The organism is Coleofasciculus sp. B1-GNL1-01 (assembly GCF_040220235.1).
Classification (GTDB): domain Bacteria; phylum Cyanobacteriota; class Cyanobacteriia; order Cyanobacteriales; family Coleofasciculaceae; genus Coleofasciculus.
In genome coordinates this window covers 1-19,310 of the sequence record NZ_JAVJTO010000109.1, presented here as the reverse complement: position 1 = coordinate 19,310, position 19,310 = coordinate 1, and the positions used below count along the sequence as shown (strand labels likewise).

Annotated in this window: 17 protein-coding genes; 10 read left to right on the top strand and 7 right to left on the bottom strand. The window is 44.9% G+C overall.

Going from position 1 to position 19,310, the window contains the following annotated elements; all coding sequences use genetic code 11:
• Window positions 1-220 precede the first annotated feature (220 nt).
• Window positions 221-604 (top strand): TFIIB-type zinc ribbon-containing protein, encoded by a 384-nt coding sequence (locus RID53_RS27030; RefSeq protein WP_446391042.1) that lies wholly within the window; start codon window positions 221-223, stop codon window positions 602-604.
• A 187-nt stretch (window positions 605-791) separates the two neighbouring features.
• Here the strand turns inward: RID53_RS27030 and RID53_RS27025 are convergent, their stop codons facing one another.
• Together RID53_RS27025 and RID53_RS27020 are read right to left on the bottom strand one after the other, a co-directional pair.
• Window positions 792-1,106 carry a DUF2973 domain-containing protein gene (locus RID53_RS27025; RefSeq protein WP_446391041.1) on the bottom strand — a complete coding sequence of 105 codons (315 nt, stop codon included), beginning with the start codon at window positions 1,104-1,106 and terminating at the stop codon, window positions 792-794.
• Window positions 1,107-1,219: 113 nt separating this feature from the next.
• Window positions 1,220-1,585, bottom strand: coding sequence for a DUF2605 domain-containing protein (locus tag RID53_RS27020; RefSeq protein ID WP_446391040.1), 366 nt, complete (start codon window positions 1,583-1,585; stop codon window positions 1,220-1,222).
• Window positions 1,586-1,748: 163 nt separating this feature from the next.
• Between RID53_RS27020 and thrS the strand changes: the two genes are divergently transcribed.
• Window positions 1,749-3,578, top strand: a complete 1,830-nt coding sequence (gene thrS / locus RID53_RS27015; protein WP_446391039.1) for a threonine--tRNA ligase — start codon at window positions 1,749-1,751, stop codon at window positions 3,576-3,578.
• A 101-nt stretch (window positions 3,579-3,679) separates the two neighbouring features.
• On the opposite strand, the gene RID53_RS27010 is transcribed toward thrS, so the two are convergent.
• Window positions 3,680-5,074, bottom strand: coding sequence for a hypothetical protein (locus RID53_RS27010; RefSeq protein ID WP_446391038.1), 1,395 nt, complete (start codon window positions 5,072-5,074; stop codon window positions 3,680-3,682).
• Window positions 5,075-6,092: 1,018 nt separating this feature from the next.
• On the opposite strand from RID53_RS27010, the gene RID53_RS27005 reads away from it, so the two are divergent.
• The 5 genes from RID53_RS27005 to RID53_RS26985 all read left to right on the top strand — a co-directional run bounded on the left by RID53_RS27005 (window position 6,093) and on the right by RID53_RS26985 (window position 10,101).
• Window positions 6,093-7,082 carry a hypothetical protein gene (locus RID53_RS27005; RefSeq protein WP_446391037.1) on the top strand — a complete coding sequence of 330 codons (990 nt, stop codon included), beginning with the start codon at window positions 6,093-6,095 and terminating at the stop codon, window positions 7,080-7,082.
• A 154-nt stretch (window positions 7,083-7,236) separates the two neighbouring features.
• Complete coding sequence (locus tag RID53_RS27000) at window positions 7,237-7,791, top strand: hypothetical protein (protein WP_446391036.1); 555 nt, start codon at window positions 7,237-7,239, stop codon at window positions 7,789-7,791.
• Window positions 7,792-8,240: 449 nt separating this feature from the next.
• Complete coding sequence (locus RID53_RS26995; RefSeq protein ID WP_044205846.1) at window positions 8,241-8,603, top strand: response regulator; 363 nt, start codon at window positions 8,241-8,243, stop codon at window positions 8,601-8,603.
• Window positions 8,604-8,845: 242 nt separating this feature from the next.
• Window positions 8,846-9,193, top strand: a complete 348-nt coding sequence (gene panD, locus RID53_RS26990) for an aspartate 1-decarboxylase (protein WP_446391035.1) — start codon at window positions 8,846-8,848, stop codon at window positions 9,191-9,193.
• A 47-nt stretch (window positions 9,194-9,240) separates the two neighbouring features.
• The gene (locus tag RID53_RS26985) at window positions 9,241-10,101 is read left to right on the top strand and encodes a class I SAM-dependent methyltransferase (protein WP_446391034.1); all 861 of its coding nucleotides are present in this window, start codon (window positions 9,241-9,243) and stop codon (window positions 10,099-10,101) included.
• Between the two features lie 55 nt (window positions 10,102-10,156).
• Here RID53_RS26985 and RID53_RS26980 read toward each other — a convergent pair whose 3' ends face one another.
• The 3 genes from RID53_RS26980 to uvrB are packed head-to-tail and all read right to left on the bottom strand — an operon-like array spanning window position 10,157 to window position 12,779.
• Window positions 10,157-10,612 carry a pentapeptide repeat-containing protein gene (locus tag RID53_RS26980; protein WP_446391033.1) on the bottom strand — a complete coding sequence of 152 codons (456 nt, stop codon included), beginning with the start codon at window positions 10,610-10,612 and terminating at the stop codon, window positions 10,157-10,159.
• Between the two features lie 29 nt (window positions 10,613-10,641).
• A complete protein-coding gene (locus tag RID53_RS26975) occupies window positions 10,642-10,770 on the bottom strand; it encodes a hypothetical protein (protein ID WP_446391032.1) in 129 nt (42 codons plus the stop codon).
• Window positions 10,771-10,781: 11 nt separating this feature from the next.
• Window positions 10,782-12,779 (bottom strand): excinuclease ABC subunit UvrB, encoded by a 1,998-nt coding sequence (uvrB, locus tag RID53_RS26970; protein WP_446391031.1) that lies wholly within the window; start codon window positions 12,777-12,779, stop codon window positions 10,782-10,784.
• A 120-nt stretch (window positions 12,780-12,899) separates the two neighbouring features.
• Between uvrB and RID53_RS26965 the strand changes: the two genes are divergently transcribed.
• The 3 genes from RID53_RS26965 to RID53_RS26955 all read left to right on the top strand — a co-directional run bounded on the left by RID53_RS26965 (window position 12,900) and on the right by RID53_RS26955 (window position 18,317).
• Window positions 12,900-13,874, top strand: a complete 975-nt coding sequence (locus tag RID53_RS26965; RefSeq protein WP_446391030.1) for a LolA family protein — start codon at window positions 12,900-12,902, stop codon at window positions 13,872-13,874.
• Window positions 13,875-13,951: 77 nt separating this feature from the next.
• Complete coding sequence (locus tag RID53_RS26960; protein ID WP_446391029.1) at window positions 13,952-14,554, top strand: superoxide dismutase family protein; 603 nt, start codon at window positions 13,952-13,954, stop codon at window positions 14,552-14,554.
• Between the two features lie 406 nt (window positions 14,555-14,960).
• On the top strand, window positions 14,961-18,317 hold the full coding sequence (locus tag RID53_RS26955; protein ID WP_446391028.1) for an endonuclease/exonuclease/phosphatase family protein: 3,357 nt from the start codon (window positions 14,961-14,963) through the stop codon (window positions 18,315-18,317).
• A gap of 99 nt (window positions 18,318-18,416) precedes the next feature.
• Here the strand turns inward: RID53_RS26955 and RID53_RS26950 are convergent, their stop codons facing one another.
• Window positions 18,417-19,178 (bottom strand): TIGR03943 family putative permease subunit, encoded by a 762-nt coding sequence (locus tag RID53_RS26950; protein WP_446391027.1) that lies wholly within the window; start codon window positions 19,176-19,178, stop codon window positions 18,417-18,419.
• Window positions 19,179-19,310: the final 132 nt, after the last annotated feature.

Below are 19,310 nucleotides of genomic sequence, written 5' to 3'. Positions count from 1 at the left end.
CAATTGTGGCTAAACCTGCCCCTACGATTGATTCCCTAAACCCGCCCCTACAATTGTGGCTAAACCTGCCCCTACGGTGTCTAAAACCCACACCGACGACTTATTACTTATTACTTATGATTTATTTTCGTTAACTTTTAAAAATAAAACTCTATAGGTTGCCCATAAAATTGCTAAACTACAGCCATCTTAAAAAAATCCCGAATGGAATGGTTGAAAAATGACATCAATGAAATGTCCTAAGTGTCAAGGAAGCCTAGAATCTGTCGTTTATGCTGATATTGAAGTAGACCGATGCGCTGATTGTCATGGCATTTGGTTTGATTCTCAAGAAGCTCAAACTCTCAAGACAATCGAGGGTTCGGAAGCAATTGATACGGGTGATCCCAAAATCGGCAGTAAATTTAATGCCATTGAAGATATTGATTGCCCGAAATGCAAAGCCAGGATGACCAAAATGGTTGACCTAAAGCAATCTCATATTTGGTACGAAAAATGCCCAATTTGTTATGGTATCTGGTTTGATGCTGGGGAATTTAAGGATTATAAACAGGAAGATATTCAGGATATCTTCAAAGGTATCTTCACTGGAGAACGGCGCTAATTAGGGCTGCTCCGCTATTTCTAATAAGCTGGGAGTCATCGGGGTTAAGTAGGCAAACACAATTAAAGTACGGCGGGTTTTCAAAGCTAACGTATCAGGACAGCTAACTGTTGCTCCCACCCGCCAATAAATAACTTGTGATGCTTTTTGCGTCTACCTACTATAAATAGCCTTTAGCTTATCTGCACTAAATGTCTTCCGACTTATCAATGCTATTGCTAGGGGAAGCATCATATAAAGCATCAAGCTGAGTACGGGCGTCTTCAACCGTCATTGATTTCATCACCAGCAGTGGTTCACTTGTCGGATTCCCGGTATCATCCAACAGTTCTGGATGGGGGACAGGAGTATTGCTAGAACTAGACGCAGCAAACGAAGCCTTTCCCGCAGGTGCGTAATGCCGTTGAGCATCTATACTCAAGTTCAGCAAACTGCGAATCAAATTTCTGATCGCGAGAAATGCAATAACGGTAAAGGCAATTATGTAGAGTAGGTGTAACATGGCATCCTCCAGACTAAACCGCTGATCTGTTAATCGATTATCTTAGGTGGGTCTTTGAAATTACGTTTTTATCTGTAATCCGTTTAGCTTATCAAACCTGGGCAGAAATTTGATCACTCTCTCGGCTCAATATTGACATTTCCGGAAACCTCCGACTCGGATTCTCCCGATTTCAATGAGCGCCAGCGCATCCCGACTTGCCAACACTCGTTGACTAACCGATGCCATGGCACTAATGTAGCGGGTTCAATCCCCACTTGACCATCCGTTGCTTGAAACAATGTTACCGCCGCATTCACTTCCCGTTGGGCGATTTTGACTCGCTCGAGTAAATCCCTCTGCTGCTGTCGGCTTAAAAAGCTGATCTCCTCTGATTCGAGTAACGAATGCGATCGCGAAAACCAATATTGAAAATCATCCAAAAGTGGCTGTAGTATCGACTTGAGCAGGTCTTGCTCGTGAGGCTGAGACTGAGGCATGAATCTTAAGCGCTAATTCATCTGTAAATTTATCTTAACGCTAGTTACAATTCTTTACAATACGCAATCAACTCGGCAACCTGCATTGAATGAAGAAGGTGAGTATCATGGAATGGAGAAAAGGAACCAGGGAAACCGTAGAACTGCTTTCAACCTCAACTCAATGGCACAGTCACCCATGTCCAACGTAGAAGCCCCCCAAAAACCCGAAAAAATCCATTTGCCTCGGACCAGTGAATCCGAGAGCCTGAAAAAAATCCGTCATACCGCCTCCCACGTCATGGCAATGGCGGTGCAGAAGCTATTTCCGGGGACACAGGTGACGATTGGTCCGTGGATTGAGAATGGCTTTTATTACGACTTCGCCAAACCCGAACCCTTTACCGAGCAAGACTTAAAAGCCATCAAAAAAGAGATGGTGAAAATCCTCAAGCGTAAACTCCCCCTAATTCGGGAACAAGTCAGTCGTGAGGAAGCCGAACGCCGGATCAAAGAACTCGGTGAACCCTACAAACTAGAAATCCTCCAAGACTTAGAAGACCCAATCACCCTATACCACCTCGGAGAAGAGTGGTGGGACTTGTGCGCCGGACCCCATGTTGAAACCACAGGCGACATTCATCCCAAAGCGATTGACCTAGAAAGTGTCGCTGGCGCATACTGGCGCGGCGATGCAAATAAGGCGCAACTCCAGCGAATTTACGGCACCGCCTGGGAGACGCCGGAACAACTAACTGAATATAAGCGGCGCAAACAAGAAGCCCTCAAGCGGGATCATCGCAAGCTGGGCAAAGACCTAGGACTGTTTATTTTATCCGACCCCGTAGGACCCGGTTTGCCCTTGTGGACACCCAAAGGGACAATCCTGCGGAGTACCTTAGAAGACTTCCTCAAAGAGGAGCAAATTAAGCGCGGCTATCAGCCTGTGGTCACCCCGCATATTGGTCGCGTCGATTTGTTTAAAACATCAGGACATTGGCAGAAATATAAAGAAGACTTATTCCCGATGATGGGAGAGTCAGAAGCCGAGGGCTTTGTCCTCAAAGCTATGAACTGCCCATTTCATGTCCAAATCTATAAGCATGAACTACGTTCCTACCGAGATCTGCCCATGCGTCTGGCGGAGTTTGGCACAGTTTATCGGTATGAACAATCCGGGGAACTAGGCGGATTAACCCGAGTTCGTGGCTTTACCCAAGATGATGCTCATCTGTTTGTCACTCCCGAACAACTGGATGATGAGTTCTTGCGGGTGGTTGATTTAACTCTATCAGTCTTTAATACCCTAGGGTTACAAGATTTTAAAGCCCGTTTGAGTTTCCGTGACCCCAACCAAGACAAATATATTGGCTCAGATGAGGCGTGGAATAAAGCCGAAAATGCCATTCGTCGGGCAGTGGAAACCCTGGGAATGGGGCATTTTGAAGGCATTGGCGAAGCCGCGTTTTATGGTCCGAAGCTGGATTTCATGTTCCATGATGCTTTAGATCGCGAATGGCAATTGGGGACAGTACAGGTGGACTATAACCTGCCAGAGCGATTTAACTTAGAGTATGTGGCAGAAGATGGGACACGCCAGCGCCCGGTGATGATTCATCGTGCGCCGTTTGGCTCATTGGAACGGCTAATTGGGATTTTGATTGAGGAGTATGCGGGAGACTTCCCCTTCTGGTTAGCCCCAGTGCAGGCGCGACTCTTACCCGTGAGTGATGAACAGTTATCCTTTGCCAAAGATGTCGCCCAGAAGATGCGCCTGGTGGGAGTTCGCGTCGAAGTCGATACCAGTGGCGATCGCTTACCGAAGATGATCCGCAATGGCGAGAAGGCAAAAATTCCCGTAATGGCGGTTGTCGGGGCGAAGGAGGTTGAGTCGGATAGTCTTAGTGTGCGGACTCGCATCGCTGGGAAGCAATCCCAAGACTTAGGGGCGATTCCTGTGGCGCAGGTGTTAGAACGCATGGAGGGTGCGATCGCCAACCGCCAGAATTTTTAGATGAGCGTGGTATCACCCTCCTTTGTAATTGTAGAGACGTTCCATGGAACGTCTCTACAAGGTTTGGGCGTCTGGAAAAATACAGAGATCTAATCATGTTGTCATTGTCTCACTCCATTCATCGATAACGGTTTATAGAGACTACATAAGGCAACTTTTCGCTTTTCCAAAAGTTTAGCCACCCCATCGATAATAATGTTCACTAGATCAGCATCCCAACGGGCTAAAAATTCTTCCGACGTTATTTTCCCTTGAAAAAACTCCTGGGTCTCGTGCCACATCTGGCAAATCCCATCAAATCCAATGTATTGAACCACAAAGCTGGTTAGGGGAGAGGTTTGAAAATCAAAGGAAATGCTTTGAGCGCGTCCCTCCTCTAATAATTTCCACACTTCCCGTTCTAGAAGCGTTTTCGGGCGATGCGGATTAATCAGTGTGGGAAAATAATCGCCCAAACGACCGATTGAACTCGGTTCATCCCCAAACTCTCCCATCATAAGGGTTAAGGGAACATCTGAACCTAAACGCAATGATAAGGCTTCTAAAATTCCATTCGCCACCAATTTACTGTCTAAATATAGTCGTGCCACTTCTAGATTCCGACGAGCTTGCTCGACAAACTGGAGATAAATTAAATCATTAGGTTCGCCTCGGAATTGTCGAAAAATCAGTTCGGCGTTCAGGAATTTCATGAAAACTGCCATTTTTTGGATAGCAAAGCGATAATCCTTAACGGTATACGACTCTGACTTTTTCAACGTATGATTGGTTTCGGGTAATAACTTCCAGGTATTGGATAAGAAAACAGCAGAACTCGGATGAGCAAATCCACCAACATCCCGGTTCGCTAACCGTACTGAACGCTTCACGGTTTCGAGGAGTTCAGCACTTGTTAAGTTAAGATTAAATCCCTGATTGATCGATTTCAAAGACTGATATAATTCTTCGCTAGGGCTTAACCCAAAATCAGATTGCGTGCGGAAGGGAATGGTCGCTTCGATGCAAGCCACAACCTGCACAATCAGCGCTGGCGTCAAAACAGGCTCTAGTAGTTTAGCAGCAACAATCGCACTTAAGAACTCATTTTGTCCGGTAAAGGGAAATAGTTCCTCTCCTGGCGCAACCTTAAACAGAGTGGCGACTAGCTCAAACATGGCATCGCGTTCACCTGGATTATCGCTGCGGACAAAAAACTTACCTCTTTCCTCTTCAATAAAAGGAGCGAGATACGGTGTCAGGTTAAACGGAATACTCCCATCAACTTGCACATAGATAATATCGTGAAATAAAGCCGCCAGAACTTCAATGGCATCCGTCGAGCCACCGACCTCTAAAATATGTTCGATGGAATGAAAATAGCGCCAGGGACCCATCATCGTTTGTACGATGATTTTGGCAAGATTCGCAAGCTGCGATTGGGCAACTTTAACGCCGAGCTGATGGGTTGCCCAGATGAGCTTGTCCAAACATTTCTGATAATTCTTATCAAAGTTCATAATGTAAACTTAACTCATTGGGATTTTAAAAGTGCTATTATAACTATATACAGCTTAAACAGCTATTTACCAGGAACATACAGGGAAAGTGGGAGCGTTTTGAGTGTTGACCCTTCGCTTCCCTAGTCGGCAGAGTTTTGAATTAAGTCTCCTATCTCTCTGATTTCCCCATTCAAAGAATTGACGACCTGGGAATCCAACGCGGGAAGAGTGGTTTTCAAGGGCAGAGAAGAATTTTCTGATTTTCGTTGCCATGGTAGGAGACTATAGGCTTTAGTTTCAATTGTGAAGGAGTTTTTGCCAATTTTACCTCAGCCAGATGTTTGATTGGATATGCGCCAATTGGCTGAATCTCTAAAAAGAGAATTTTAAATTGGTTCTGCTGAAGTTTAGAATCTATGAGATTTGCTGGCTTCCTTGGCGATATAAGATTAGTCATTTTCTTTTACGTCGGCTTAGAGAAGTGGTGTGTAAAAAAGGAGGAGGGCAGATAATAAAGGAAGAAAATTTATCCAATTTTCCGTATGATTTGATACAATTTGCCATTGAATTTTTCTTGGCTACCAAAGTTTGTGATTGAGGGAAAATCCTTGATTACAGCACAAAACGTTCAAGTCGGTTAGGTAGAGCGATCGCTCTACCCAATAAGTCCCTGGACATCAATTCTGTCTGCGGTACTAAGAAATGATAAGCTGTCATGCATTTAAATTGGGTATTAGTAGCGAGCAAGATGCAAAGCCTGCGGCATGGCTTCGCTAAACGCACTACACGGCTTTCGCCATTATTGACATTAAGGTTTAAATGCCGAACAGCTTAAAGAGCCTCAAATCCTTACTGTTCCCTGTTCCTTCCCCATCTCAACCGTCAACTGTAATGAAAGTCCGACTACTTTCCGAAAAGCCAAGCGATCCCAATTCCCAACTTGCCTATTTTTGAGCGATGATCATAGTATATCAACCTGAATAACACTGATTTAAGCGTTTATAGCGAAGACAGCGCAACTACGAACCTAGCTTATATGAGCGATCGCCCTCACTTGAATACATCTACCTTAACCTCTATCCTTTGGCAAGCCCAGCAGGAACTGTTATCTCCTGATCAGTTCTATCGTCTCTGTCAACAAGCGCGTCAGCAATCGGGTCAGACCAGATTATACTTCTATACTCCTGATTCAACGTTCATTGATTTAACCAACGGAATCGGAGCGCGGGAAATTAGACGATTTCTCGACCATTTAGCCCGATATGTACGGGGGACGGTTCAGGAAGGGGAGCGCACAACCTTCTACCTCAAACGAGTCAGGCTCCGGCTAAAACACCAGACGAAAAGGATAATTCTGATGAAAAAAGAAGGAGAGACTTGCCCATCTCCTCTCTTTACCCAAGCCATGAAAATTGAAATAGAAATGGCTGGAGCAGGAATGATTGGTCGGGTGGCTCGTCTGAGGATAAATGAAAAAGATTTTGCCTTTAAAGCATTTTTTGATCCCGACTTTGTGTGGCAGCACGGACCTTGGGCAGAAATTCCCATCGGGATTCGCTTAAAATATTGTCAGGTGACTAAAGATGTGCCAGAATTCTTGTTTTCTGGTCTGGATTGGGCAGTATGGGAATGGATTTATCCTCACACTCATCCCCAATCCCGAAAAGAGGGGATTACATACCAGCAGTTTGCTCAAACAGAAGGACTGACGAAACTGAATCCCTTAAATCGAAATAACTACAATCCCCATAATATACGACTTGATCCAGGCGGAATTCAGAAAGCCTATCGGGGAAGACGATTTCAGGATTTTTTCCGCAGCCTTCTGTTTTATACGCGGAAAGTTCGCCGAGAAGGATGGAAGTCCCTGACGCCATACCTAAAACCGGAAAAACTCCGCTATTTAGGGGTGCGATTGGTTTCACTGATCATAAGTGGGGGGAGTCCGAGGTCGGTATCGTCGGGAATGAATTGGCAGACTGTATTAACAAAGAAAAGTAATGTCAAACACCGTGAATTATCATAAGCTAAAGCGTCATTTCTTAACATAAATTAGCGATTGACCTGCTCTAAAAGTTAGAGTAAGATTATTTTTTTGATCATAGGGATAGATAATGCTTTATTCCTAGCCACAATGCTATACCCGACAAACAATCCGGCATCTAGCAAGGACATTCTTTATGCAGCCAGAACAGCTACAGCAAATAAAAGGCTACTACCTTGAGGCTGCCGAAGCACACCTGCAACTCATTGAGCAGTATTTGCTGCATCTGCGAAGGACGCTCAAAGACCCAGACCAAGTGAATGAACTCTGCCACGCGACTCGTTGTGGTATTGTGGGGGGGGCTAACCTGCTGCCAATTAGTCAGCTTCATATCCAAGGGATTCATCAAACCGGTTTATGCTTAGTGGATTGTGTTAATTTGATTCGACAGCAGGGTTCACTCCAGGTTGACCAGAGGTTGCAAGCATTTTTAATGCAAGTGTTTTACGCCTTGAAAAAATTAATTGACGGGATGAAGGAACCCTCTAACTTAACCGACGAGCAGGTAACGCACATTATTGCCACAACTGAGTCAATGAGGGAGCAACTCAAGGATCACCTCAAAGGGTTAATTCAGCGATCGCGTCACCAGTCGTCTGCTAACCTGGACACAGAGTCAGCCCCGGAAACTGAGGCGCTCTCTATTGATGACTTGCAATCTTTAATCGATGAACTCTTGCAAGATAGTTAAATCCGTGAGTCTAAATAAACTTAACGATATGAAGTTTTGTAAACGCCCCTCAACCCCTGATCAATGATGAAGGACAAAGGACAAAGGACAAATGACGATCCGATCACTTTTTGTAATAGATTCGTAAATGCCCTTCCACTCAAAGATTATCCAATGCTATGATTGTCGGTTGAAGCCTAAACCATTACCTCTTCATTTGGGAATGCATCTTCATTTTTAAGCGAGCCAAACGCAGCAGACGAGGCGCTATGGAAACAGTAGGCGTGTTAATCTCAGGTTGCATTTTACACTTGTCCGGTTACAACTCTAGTCGGTGACGATTCAGAGACGCAAGCCAAACGGCTGAGTGGAGAACTGATGCTGCGATCGCGAGATCACGTAATCCTACCTTTTAATCACGAGGCTAAGGTTTCACTTGTCCCTACTTTTCTGAATAGGAATCAGCCAACATGAGTACAGTTTTACTAGTTGAAGACAACGCCAGTCAGATGGATCTGATCGAGAACTACCTGCGCGAAGGGGGTCACACCGTTATCCGAGTGTCTAAGCCCAAAGAGGCGGTGACTCACGCAACTAACAAAAAACCCGATGTGATTATTACAGATGTTGTCATGCCAGGAATGAGTGGTTTTGAGTTGTGTCGAAAACTTAAAGGTCATCCGGCAACAGCTAACATTCCTATTATAATTTGTTCCTCTAAAAATCAAGAAATTGACCGTCTTTGGGGCATGAAACAGGGAGCTAAAGCTTACTTGACGAAGCCTTTTTCCCAAGAGCAACTCAATCGTGCAGTTAAATTGGCAATGGCATAATTTTAGTTTGGCGTAAGACTCCTATGGGTGCATCCCATTTTTAGGAAACAGGAAACACCTCGACTTACCTCGATGGTCAGTGAGCCTGGTCGAACTGCGCTCGGTAACACGCTCGGTGTGTCACAGGCAACAGACAACAGGAATTGAAAAATTTTTAACTCACCTATTTACTATCGGTAGATAAATGGGTACGTCAATAAATATAAAGATATTGTAAAATTTAATTAGAGTTATTTTTTCAAATGCTGATTACCCTGTTTAAAAGCAAGTTGCATCGGGTAAAAGTAACCGATGCCTGCCTGCACTATGATGGCTCAATTACCATTGATGAGGAACTCCTAAAAGCGGCAAATATTTTACCTTACGAAAAAGTACAGGTCGTCAATGTTAATAATGGCTCTCGTCTGGAAACCTACACCATTCCTGGGGAATGGGGAAGTCGTGTCATCTGCTTGAATGGTCCGGCGGCTCGTCTGAACGCGGTTGGAGACAATGTGATTGTAATTGCTTACGCTCAGATGACACCGGAAGAAGCGCTTCTACATCATCCCAAAGTCGTCAAAGTGGATGAATCCAACAATCCATTGTAGTCTTTTTAACCACACCTGGGTATTATGGGTATGATGACAGATTGGGTATGATGACAGATAAAGATTCGGCATCAGTCAAAGTATGGTGTAGTGGCATCAAAGACGCCTATACCTTAGAACAACGAAAACACTGGTACAGTGATGTCGCCAATGTCTATGATCAAGCTCGACCACGCTATCCTAAAACCCTAATCCATCGCGCTGTTGAGTTAGCTCAACTTCCTGCTCAAGCTACCATTCTAGAAATAGGATGTGGTCCAGGAATTGCCACTGTAGAATTTGCTGAATTAGGCTTCTCCATGGTTTGTCTTGAGCCAAGCCCAGCCGCTTGCAAACTCGCCAAAAGCAACTGTTCAGCCTATCCCAATGTGGAGATTATCAATACAAGTTTTGAAGAATGGCAGCTAGAAGCTGGGCGATTCAATGCTATTCTTGCCGCGACTTCAATGCATTGGGTTTCACCCGAAATGAGGGTGCAAAAATCGGCTGGGGCTTTACAAGAAAATGGCTCTATAATTATGTTGTGGAATACACCGCCGCACCCTAATAATGAAATTTGTCATCAATTCGATGAAGTTTATCAAACTCAAGCGCCATCTATTCCCGAATTTGCTCGGTATGGATCTATAGAAACCCATCAAGCCAACCTGAAGGAAATTGAACAAGATTTTATCAACTCAGGTTTATTCCAGAATTTTTTGTCAGAACAGTTCGTTTGTCATACAACTCATAGTATTGATGAGTATTTGACACTTTTGAGTACAATATCACCCTACATAAAGTTAGAGTCGCGGCAACGAGTGTCGTTATTTTCCGGTTTGAGAGACGTATTAGAGAGAACCTGTACAGGAAGAATCAAAACCTCCTATCTTTCCGCTTTGCAAATTGCCCAGGTCAATCACGGGTAAAACTGTAAACGTTTCAATTTTTGGGAACAAGCGCTAACGATTCACTTAATTTTGGTTAACTACAACCTTGCATAGAGCGACTTCCATTAGGCATCGTTGCTCCACAAAAATTTGTGAGATAGACATTCGCAGTCTTAATCTTGGCTTTGCGTAAATTGGCGTTAACTAAGTTTGTGCTAATTAGCGACGCATTACTTAAATTAGCCCCTTTCAAGTTGGCACTATTGAAGTTTGTTCCATTCAAATTAGCACCATCTAGAGACGCACCACTCAAATCCGCTTCTGCTAAATTGGCATTACTCAGATCAGCACCATCTAATATAGCTTCCTTGAGATTAGCGCCGCTTAAGTCTGCACCATTGAGATCAATCTTACTCAAGTCACAGCCAGCGCAATCTCTCGCTTTGGCTATCGTTGCCTGCATTTCGGCGCTAGTCTCTTCGACAGTCGCGCTCATACAGGCAGACGTACTCACAAGTAATAGTGGAATAATTAGGTTTAGGGGTTTCATAGCATGTAAGGTTTTTAAGGTTCTACCACTTAAAATTTGGTCTGGGTGGGTTGAGTGGCATCTGTTTGTGCCTGTACCTCACTAGACTGAGAAATGCTGTAGGATTTTAGACGAATTGAACGTCGATGATGAATTTGAGGATTATAGTGTTGAACCATTACACTTGCCCTTACCGACCCACCAATTTATCCCGCAGATGCTTAATTTTATCGCGATATTGGGCAGCTTGCTCAAATTCCAGATTCTTCGCCGCCTCTTTCATCTGGGTTTCTAATTGACTAATGACTTCTGGAATCTGTTCTAAGGGTAAATCCTCCGCTTGTTCAGAAACCTTTACCAACTGTTGATGATTCAACCGCCGCGACACGTCTAGGAATGCCAAAATCGCATTACTGGATTTTTTGACAATCGGTTGCGGGGTAATCCCATGCATCCGGTTATATGCCAATTGAATTCCTCGACGCCGTTCGGTCTCATCAATGGCTTTTGCCATGCTATCGGTGAGATTATCCGCATAGAGAATGGCTTGTCCCCGAACATGACGCGCCGCCCGACCAATGGTTTGAATCAGGGAACGTTCTGCCCGCAGGAATCCTTCCTTATCGGCATCTAAAATAGCCACCAGAGATACTTCTGGTAAATCTAATCCTTCGCGCAACAAATTCACACCAATGAGTACATCAAAAGCCCCCTCCCGCAATGCTTGCAAGATTTCAATTCGTTCAATTGAATTAATTTCCGAATGTAGGTAGCGCACGCGAATCCCGCGTTCCTGTAAATATTCAGTTAAATCTTCCGCCATGCGCTTGGTTAAGGTGGTGACCAGTACCCGTTCTTTTTTGGATGCCCGTTCCTGAATTTCCGCGAATAAATCATCCACTTGACCTTCAGTTGGACGGACAAAAATTTCTGGGTCAACCACCCCTGTGGGACGAATCACTTGTTCCACTACTTGGTCTTGGGACTGTTCTATTTCCCAATCTCCAGGAGTCGCGGAAACAAAGATACATTGGTTAACTTTTGTCCAAAATTCGTCTGCCTTCAGGGGACGATTATCTGCTGCACTGGGTAAGCGAAACCCATGGTCAATTAATACCCGTTTCCGGGCTTGGTCGCCGTTGTACATCCCCCGAATTTGGGGTACAGTGACGTGAGATTCATCCACGACTAATAACCAGTCGTCGGGGAAGTAATCAATTAAACATTCTGGGGGTTCCCCCGCCCTGCGCCCAGCAAGGTGACGGGAATAGTTTTCTACACCATTACAATATCCGACTTCGCGCAAGAGTTCTAGATCATAGCGAGTGCGTTGGTCTAATCGTTGGGCTTCGAGTAATTTGCCAGCCTGTTGTAATGTGGTGATTTGTTCGTGGAGTTCTGTTTCAATGGCGTTACAGGCTTCTTCTAATCGTTCATCGGGGGTAACAAAGTGACGGGCGGGATAGATGTTGAGGGCGTTGAGACTTTGGATAATTCCGCCAGTTACTGGGTCAACATAACGGATAGCATCAATCTCATCACCAAAGAATTCGACGCGAATAATTCGGTCTTCGTAAGCCGGACCAATTTCCAGGACATCCCCCTTGACGCGGAATCTTCCTCGCCCCATTTCGATGTCATTGCGGGAATATTGGACGGAGGCTAAATCTCGCAGGAGTTGACGCTGGTCTAATTCTGTACCCACTCGCAGGGGAATCGCGGCTTTGAGGTATTCGGAGGGGATACCCAAGCCATAGATACAGCTAATCGAGGCTACCACAATTACATCTCGCCGTTCAAAGAGCGATCGCGTGGCGGAGTGGCGCAGCATATCGATTTCATCGTTAATGGCGGCGCTTTTTTCGATATAGGTATCACTGACGGGAATATAGGCTTCCGGTTGGTAGTAGTCGTAGTAGGAGACAAAATACTCCACCGCATTCTGGGGAAAGAAGTCCCGCAATTCGTTACAGAGTTGGGCGGCTAAGGTTTTATTGTGCGCCAGTACCAGAGTGGGTTTACCCATCTGTTCGATGACTCTGGCTACGGTATGGGTTTTACCCGTTCCCGTCGCACCAAGTAGGGTTTGGAAACGGTTACCCGCTTGCAGCGAAGTTGTTAGGCGGGAAATAGCTTGGGGTTGGTCGCCCTTGGCTTCAAAGGGGGCTTGCAGATCAAAGGGTATCATTTGTCATTTGTCCTTTGTCATTTGTCCTTTGTCCTTTGTCCTTTGTCAGGAAACAGGAAATTCATCATTCATCGTGCTTGCTTTGGTTTAGGGTAAAAGGAATAACGATTAACTCTTACAATGAACCGACTGCAAAAAGCCATTACAATTTTCGGCATAACTGCCACGGTGAATGCCTGGGGTATCATTCCCTCTATCTGCGACAACGGGACACTATTTAGTATAACGACTGCTCAAGCGAGACAAGATGGAGAACCGGGGGTTCGGGTCAAGCCTCAATCTAGAGAGGTTCAAGTTTCTCCCTCAGAATCAGTTGTCCCCAGTCAACTTAGCCAGTCGAATCCGACACCGGGAATAAGCCGTCCCTTGACGGATGAACTTGATGTCAGTCTTTTAGCTAAAACGGTTGCTAATTTTATTCAAGCCGAACGCTATCAAACTGAATCCGAAATGCAATTCAGTTTTGAGGCACGGGGTTTTACTGGTCAATTTTCGGTGTTGGTTAAAACAATTGCCCAATCTCCTCAGCAGTTTCGCTCTGAAATTTATACACCTGAGTCAGGGGGATTTGGTCAACCGACTTATATTCTGATTTCTGATGGTCGTCAAGTATGGATTTATAACCCAGAGTTAAAACAATACGCCGTGAGCGATTATGCAGAATTTGATCAGTCAAATGATAGCTTTTTAATTGGCTTTTCTTCGATGCTATTCCTGGAAATGTCTGCCCCATTCCGGCAGATTTTTGGTGAGGGAGAAATGGCTCCTAACGCTGTTATTGAGATGCTGGAATCTTTTTTGAAAGTTGAAGATGTTCCCGTAGAAGGAGGTTGGCAAACTTTACAAGGGCAAGATTACTATGGCTATAACTATAAAGATAACCAAGCCGGATTTACATTCACCGTTCTAGTGGAACCGAATACAGCAACGGTAAATCAGATCCAAATGAATGGGAAAGCGGACGGAATGGAGATCAAGATGACCGAACAAATTATTCGCCGTGTGCCATCGCCTGTAGTTGCTGCTGATACCTTTACCTTTGTGCCACCAGCCGGGGTTACTCAGGTGGAATCTATGGAAATTGACATTTTTTAGGAAATAGCTGAGGATTAATAATAGCTTGAATTTGACTGGTTTAATTCAACTTGTAGTGCATTACCATTTAACTGGATATGACCTTGATTAATAGACCCCTAAGAATTATCGCGATCGCACTTTTTTCGACGCTGCTGATGTTCGTGTACGGCTGTCAGCCAGCGGACAATGTGACCGAGGAACCTGTAACCGAACCCCAAGCAGAAGTCACGGAACAACAAGCTAGCACCGCCACAGCCGTAATTAACAGCACAACCGATCCCTCAGAAGTTTTGGGAGAGGCTGAGTTTACGACAACGGCGGACGGTATGTTGATTGAAGTGGCGATGACAAATGCTCCACCTGGAGAACGGGCTTTCCACATCCATGAAGCGGGGAGTTGTGCGGATCAAGGGAATGCGGCTGGCGGTCATTTTAATCCAGATGATGTGAAACATGGATTAATTACCGAAGATGGATTTGAAAATGCTCATGCGGGAGATTTAGGCAATATTACGATTGCTGAAGATGGTACTGGCACAAAAAGTATGACGGTTGAGCGACTCACGTTTACCGAAGGGAAATATGCGATTGGGAATCGGGCAGTGATTCTTCATGAACAGCCTGATGATTTTGGTCAACCTACGGGTAATGCTGGTGGACGAGTTGGCTGTGGAATTATTGAGGTGACTGGTTCGTAGGAGTCGGACAAAATCAAATCGGGTTAGGGGAAGCTGGGGGAGCAATGGTGTCAACTTCAGGGCGAGATCCCCGACTTCTTTAAGAAGTCGGGGATCTGAATATGATACCCATACCTACCGCGAATATGAAGATTCGGTAAAGTACCCGATTCTTAGATTTATCTTTACCTCCTCTTAAGCCCCAGTCGGATAAAATACGGTTGTCTTGACTAACCTAGATTTTTTCTATCAGGTTAAATCTAGGATTAAAGGGGGCAAGTCAAGATTTTTGTTCAATAAAATTATCAAGATTTTTTGTTAATCCTTAATTGGATTTCTCCCAAACAGTGAGGCAATGTAAAAACCATTGACTGAGCTTAGTTTTTGCTTGTAATTGCCGTGTTTTTTCAGCAAAAAATAATTGATTATGGCTAACGTATTTATTAATGAGATTCACTATGACAACACCGGAACAGATGTCGGTGAAGCGATTGAACTAGCGGGTTTAGCAGGAATTGACCTGACAGACTGGAGTATCGTTTTATATAACGGTGCGAATGGATTGGTTTACACGACAACCTCTCTCAGTGGCGTCATTCCTGACCAAGATAATGGCTTTGGTACGGTTACATTCGACTATCCGACTAATGGGATTCAAAATGGTAGCCCAGATGGTATAGCTTTGGTGGATAATAATGGTAGCGTTGTCCAGTTTCTCAGCTATGAAGGCAGTTTTACGGCTGTAGACGGAATAGCAGCGGGAATGACCAGTATTGATATTGGTGTTTCTCAGGGAAGTAGTACGCCGATTGGTGCGTCTTTACAACTGACCGGAACGGGGACAACCTATACTGATTTTGCCTGGATGGAAACAACCAGTGATACGTTTGATGGGATTAATCAAGGACAAAGTTTTGGTAATCATAGTACGCCCACCACGCCACTGATTAACGAGTTTGTCTTTAATCACACGGGAACAGATACCAACGAATATGTAGAAATTGTCGCTGACGCCAATAGCGACTATAGTAATTATTCCCTACTGCAAATTGAAGGCGATCGCGGATCAACTCCGGGTAAGATTACCACGGTTAATTCCCTAGGCACAACAGACGCCAATGGCTTGTGGACAACGGGGTTTGTTAATAGCAGATTTCAGAACGGTACACAGACACTATTGCTAGTCGAGAACTTTACGGGGAGTTCCGGGGATGACTTGGATACCGATGATGATGGTGTTCTGGATTTAACCCCTTGGACGACGATTGCTGATAGTATTGGCGTCAGTGATGGTGACAGTGGCGATCGCACGTACTCGGCTGTTGTCTTAACTCCAGGCTATGATGGGATTTCGTTTACTCCTGGCGGCGCATCTCGTTTTGTTAATAGTACGGATGAGTCGGTAACCGATTGGGTTCGCAATGACTTTGACGGTTCCGGAATTCCCGGTTTCAGTGGAAGTCCGGTTGTGGGTGAAGCCTTTAACACGCCGGGTACAGTGAATCAACAAGTTACTGCACAACCACCGACTATTATCCCCATTTACGATATCCAAGGTATAGGTCAAATTTCGCCCTTTGAGGGTGAATCGGTAATCACCAACGGTATCGTTACAGCCATTGATCGGAATGGATTTTACCTGCAAGACGCGACAGGGGATAGTAATAATTTAACTGCTGATGGTATTTTTGTCTTCACCCAGTCTCTACCCACTGTCAGTATTGGTGATGAGTTGCAAGTGGAAGGGACAGTTAGTGAATTTATTCCTGGTGGCGCAGATACGGGGAATCTTTCTATTACTCAAATCAGCGGTAATCCAACAATTACCACCTTGTCCACAGGGAATGCTTTACCAACAGCCGTTATCCTGGGAACGGATGGTCGCATTCCCCCGAATCAAATTATCGATAATGATAACCTGACCATCTTTGATCCGGCTGAAGATGGCATAGACTTCTATGAAACGTTAGAAGGAATGCGAGTCACTGTTCAAGATGCGTTAGCTGTTAGTCCGATTAACCGATTTGGAGAAATTTTCACTGTCGCTGATAATGGGGTGAATGCGACAGGATTAAGTAACCGAGGGACGATTAATATTAGTCCCGATGACTTTAATCCCGAACGGATTCAGATTCAGGTTGATGATGATATCTTACCGGGGTTTTCGCCATCGGTAAAGGTCGGCGATCAACTGGGTGATGTTACGGGTGTAGTGGGTTACAATTTCGGCAACTTTGAAGTGAAGGCGACTGAGGCGTTTACTCCGATTTCCTCAGAGTTACAACCGGAAGTCACTAACTTGATCGGGACGGAGAATCAACTCACTGTTGCTAGCTTCAATGTAGAAAATCTCGACCCCAATGATGAGGATGGGGATGAGGATATTGCTGAGGGTAAATTTGATGCGATCGCGAATCAAATTGTTAACAATCTGAAAACGCCGGATATCATCGCCCTCCAGGAAATTCAAGATAATACCGGATCGACGAATGATGGTACAGTTGACGCTAGCCAAACCTATCAAACCTTAATTGATGCGATTATTACTGCTGGTGGTACTGAGTATGAATTCTTTGATAGTCCCCCAGTGAATAATCAAGATGGCGGTCAACCGGGCGGTAATATTCGGGTCGGTTATCTTTATAATCCTGACCGCGTAGACCTGATTCCCAACTCCGGTGAACGGATTGGTGTGGGAGATCCGGGATTTGAGGACAGCCGGAAATCTCTGGCGGCTGAGTTCCTATTTAAGGGAGAAAAGGTTACCCTGGTTAATAACCATTTTGCATCAAAAGGTGGCAGTACGCCTCTATTTGGTCAAGTGCAACCGCCAGTGAATGGGAGTGTAGAACAACGGGAAGCCCAAGCCCAAACGGTTAACGATTATGTGGAGACTATCTTGGCGAATGACCCCGATGCTAATGTGGTGGTACTGGGGGATTTAAACGAATTTGAGTTCTTATCGCCTTTAGAGATACTCAAGGGAGAGAGTCTGACCAACTTAACCGAAACGCTACCCGAAAATGAGCGTTATTCTTATATCTTTCGGGGAAATTCCCAGTCATTGGATCATATTCTAGTCAGCGATAATTTAGTCGCTAATACCGAATTTGATGCGGTACATACGAATAGCGAATTTAATGACTCAGCCAGTGACCATGATCCCTTAATGTCTCGCTTGAGTTTAGGGGGTGATCCAAATGTTTTCTGGGGAACCTCTGAGTCGGAAGCATTGGTGGGGACTAACGCTAACGAAACCCTTTATGGTCGAATGGGAGATGATACGGTTGCAGGGGGTTTAGGCGATGACCTGATTTTTGGTGGTGAAGGGAGTGATGTACTGCGAGGGGATTTGAATCAACGTTCTCCGCAAAGCGTTGGCGGCGATGATGTCATTTATGGGGGGGGTGGTGATGATCGCATTGGCGGGAAAGCTGGGAATGATACCCTCTATGGGGAAGACGGCGATGACCAAATGTGGGGCGATGGGGGTGATGATATCCTGCGCGGTGGTTTAGGAAATGATCGGTTAGTGGGGGATAACTTTTCAGGCGATCGCGGTCGTGATATCTTTATTTTGGCAGTGGGTGAAGGAACGGATACGATTCTCGATTTTCGTATCAAGGAAGACGGGATTGGATTGGCAGAGGGTTTGATGTTTAGTCAGTTGAATATTAGCCAATCCGGTAATGATTCTTTGATTCAGATTAATGATGAAACCTTGGCGATTTTGAATGGGGTGAATGCTGATAGTTTAACGTCAGCCGTTTTTACGGTGATTTAAACAGAACTGGATGAGCGGGCGAGATCCCCGATGTCTTCAAGATATCGGGGATTTGAATCGGCGGTGAAGAGACGCGATCGCACATTTTCTTTGATTCATTTAATAATAGTAAGGATTATCGGGTTCAGGAACTTTTTCTACCTCACTGGCTTCAATCACCAATTGCCGTTTGTCTTGTAATGTTTCTGTCATCATTTTACCTTTCACTTGTATCCAAGTATCCGGTTTATACGCCTGACGATTTCCCGAAAGTTTCACGGGTAAACTGACTGGATAAGCATCCGCTGCACAGCAGGTAATCACAAAGCGCGTTACTAATAAATAGTTCGAGGATAGGTCTTGGGGATAAACGACAAACCCTTTAACATTAACCGCTTGACCCGCATATTCATCAGGTTCCGGATAAACACTCAGGGTGCGAATCCATTCAATCAGCGATCGCGCTTCGGGTTTGCTGAGGCTGCGGAAGGATTGAGGCTGGGTGCGGGTGGCGGTTAAGGATTCCATTACACCTCGTTGAATCGCTGTCTGGCTGGTAAAGACTTTGGGTTCGACTAATAACCCTAAAATCGCCGTGGCTAGCAGTAATCCTGTACTCCAACCAGGTGGAAACCAGCTAATATGTTCCATCATCGGCATGGTTTTGGGATTTCGGGGTGGTAATTGACCGATGACTTGAATGGCTTTTAATACCGCCAGCACTAGCAAAAGTATCCCGGTTCCTAGAACTAAGGCAAAGTAATTCGGGTGAATGAGTAACTGTAATTCGCCACTGACCCAGTATTGAATTAATAAAATTCCCCAAATGCCTAGGGTGATAATATCAAGGATGGGGAGTAAAAGACGTTGTTTTTTTATCATTGGTCATTGGTCATTGGTCATTGGTCATTGGTCATTGGTCATTGGTCATTGGTCATTGGTCATTGGTCATTGGTCATTGGTCATTGGTCATTGGTCATTGGTCATTGGTCATTGGTCATTGGTCATTGGTCA

Bases quoted from the DNA above. Each gene is read 5' to 3' on its own strand.
- RID53_RS27030 (WP_446391042.1), top strand. From the start codon at position 221: ATGACATCAATGAAATGTCCTAAGTGTCAAGGAAGCCTAGAATCTGTC.
- RID53_RS27010 (WP_446391038.1), bottom strand. From the start codon at position 5,074: ATGAACTTTGATAAGAATTATCAGAAATGTTTGGACAAGCTCATCTGG.
- RID53_RS27005 (WP_446391037.1), top strand. From the start codon at position 6,093: ATGAGCGATCGCCCTCACTTGAATACATCTACCTTAACCTCTATCCTT.
- RID53_RS26960 (WP_446391029.1), top strand. From the start codon at position 13,952: ATGACCTTGATTAATAGACCCCTAAGAATTATCGCGATCGCACTTTTT.
- RID53_RS26980 (WP_446391033.1), bottom strand. From the start codon at position 10,612: ATGAAACCCCTAAACCTAATTATTCCACTATTACTTGTGAGTACGTCT.
- RID53_RS26965 (WP_446391030.1), top strand. From the start codon at position 12,900: ATGAACCGACTGCAAAAAGCCATTACAATTTTCGGCATAACTGCCACG.
- RID53_RS27020 (WP_446391040.1), bottom strand. From the start codon at position 1,585: ATGCCTCAGTCTCAGCCTCACGAGCAAGACCTGCTCAAGTCGATACTA.
- RID53_RS26955 (WP_446391028.1), top strand. From the start codon at position 14,961: ATGGCTAACGTATTTATTAATGAGATTCACTATGACAACACCGGAACA.
- RID53_RS26975 (WP_446391032.1), bottom strand. From the start codon at position 10,770: ATGGTTCAACACTATAATCCTCAAATTCATCATCGACGTTCAATTCGT.
- RID53_RS26985 (WP_446391034.1), top strand. From the start codon at position 9,241: ATGATGACAGATAAAGATTCGGCATCAGTCAAAGTATGGTGTAGTGGC.
- RID53_RS26950 (WP_446391027.1), bottom strand. From the start codon at position 19,178: ATGATAAAAAAACAACGTCTTTTACTCCCCATCCTTGATATTATCACC.
- RID53_RS26995 (WP_044205846.1), top strand. From the start codon at position 8,241: ATGAGTACAGTTTTACTAGTTGAAGACAACGCCAGTCAGATGGATCTG.
- thrS (WP_446391039.1), top strand. From the start codon at position 1,749: ATGGCACAGTCACCCATGTCCAACGTAGAAGCCCCCCAAAAACCCGAA.
- RID53_RS27000 (WP_446391036.1), top strand. From the start codon at position 7,237: ATGCAGCCAGAACAGCTACAGCAAATAAAAGGCTACTACCTTGAGGCT.
- RID53_RS27025 (WP_446391041.1), bottom strand. From the start codon at position 1,106: ATGTTACACCTACTCTACATAATTGCCTTTACCGTTATTGCATTTCTC.
- panD (WP_446391035.1), top strand. From the start codon at position 8,846: ATGCTGATTACCCTGTTTAAAAGCAAGTTGCATCGGGTAAAAGTAACC.
- uvrB (WP_446391031.1), bottom strand. From the start codon at position 12,779: ATGATACCCTTTGATCTGCAAGCCCCCTTTGAAGCCAAGGGCGACCAA.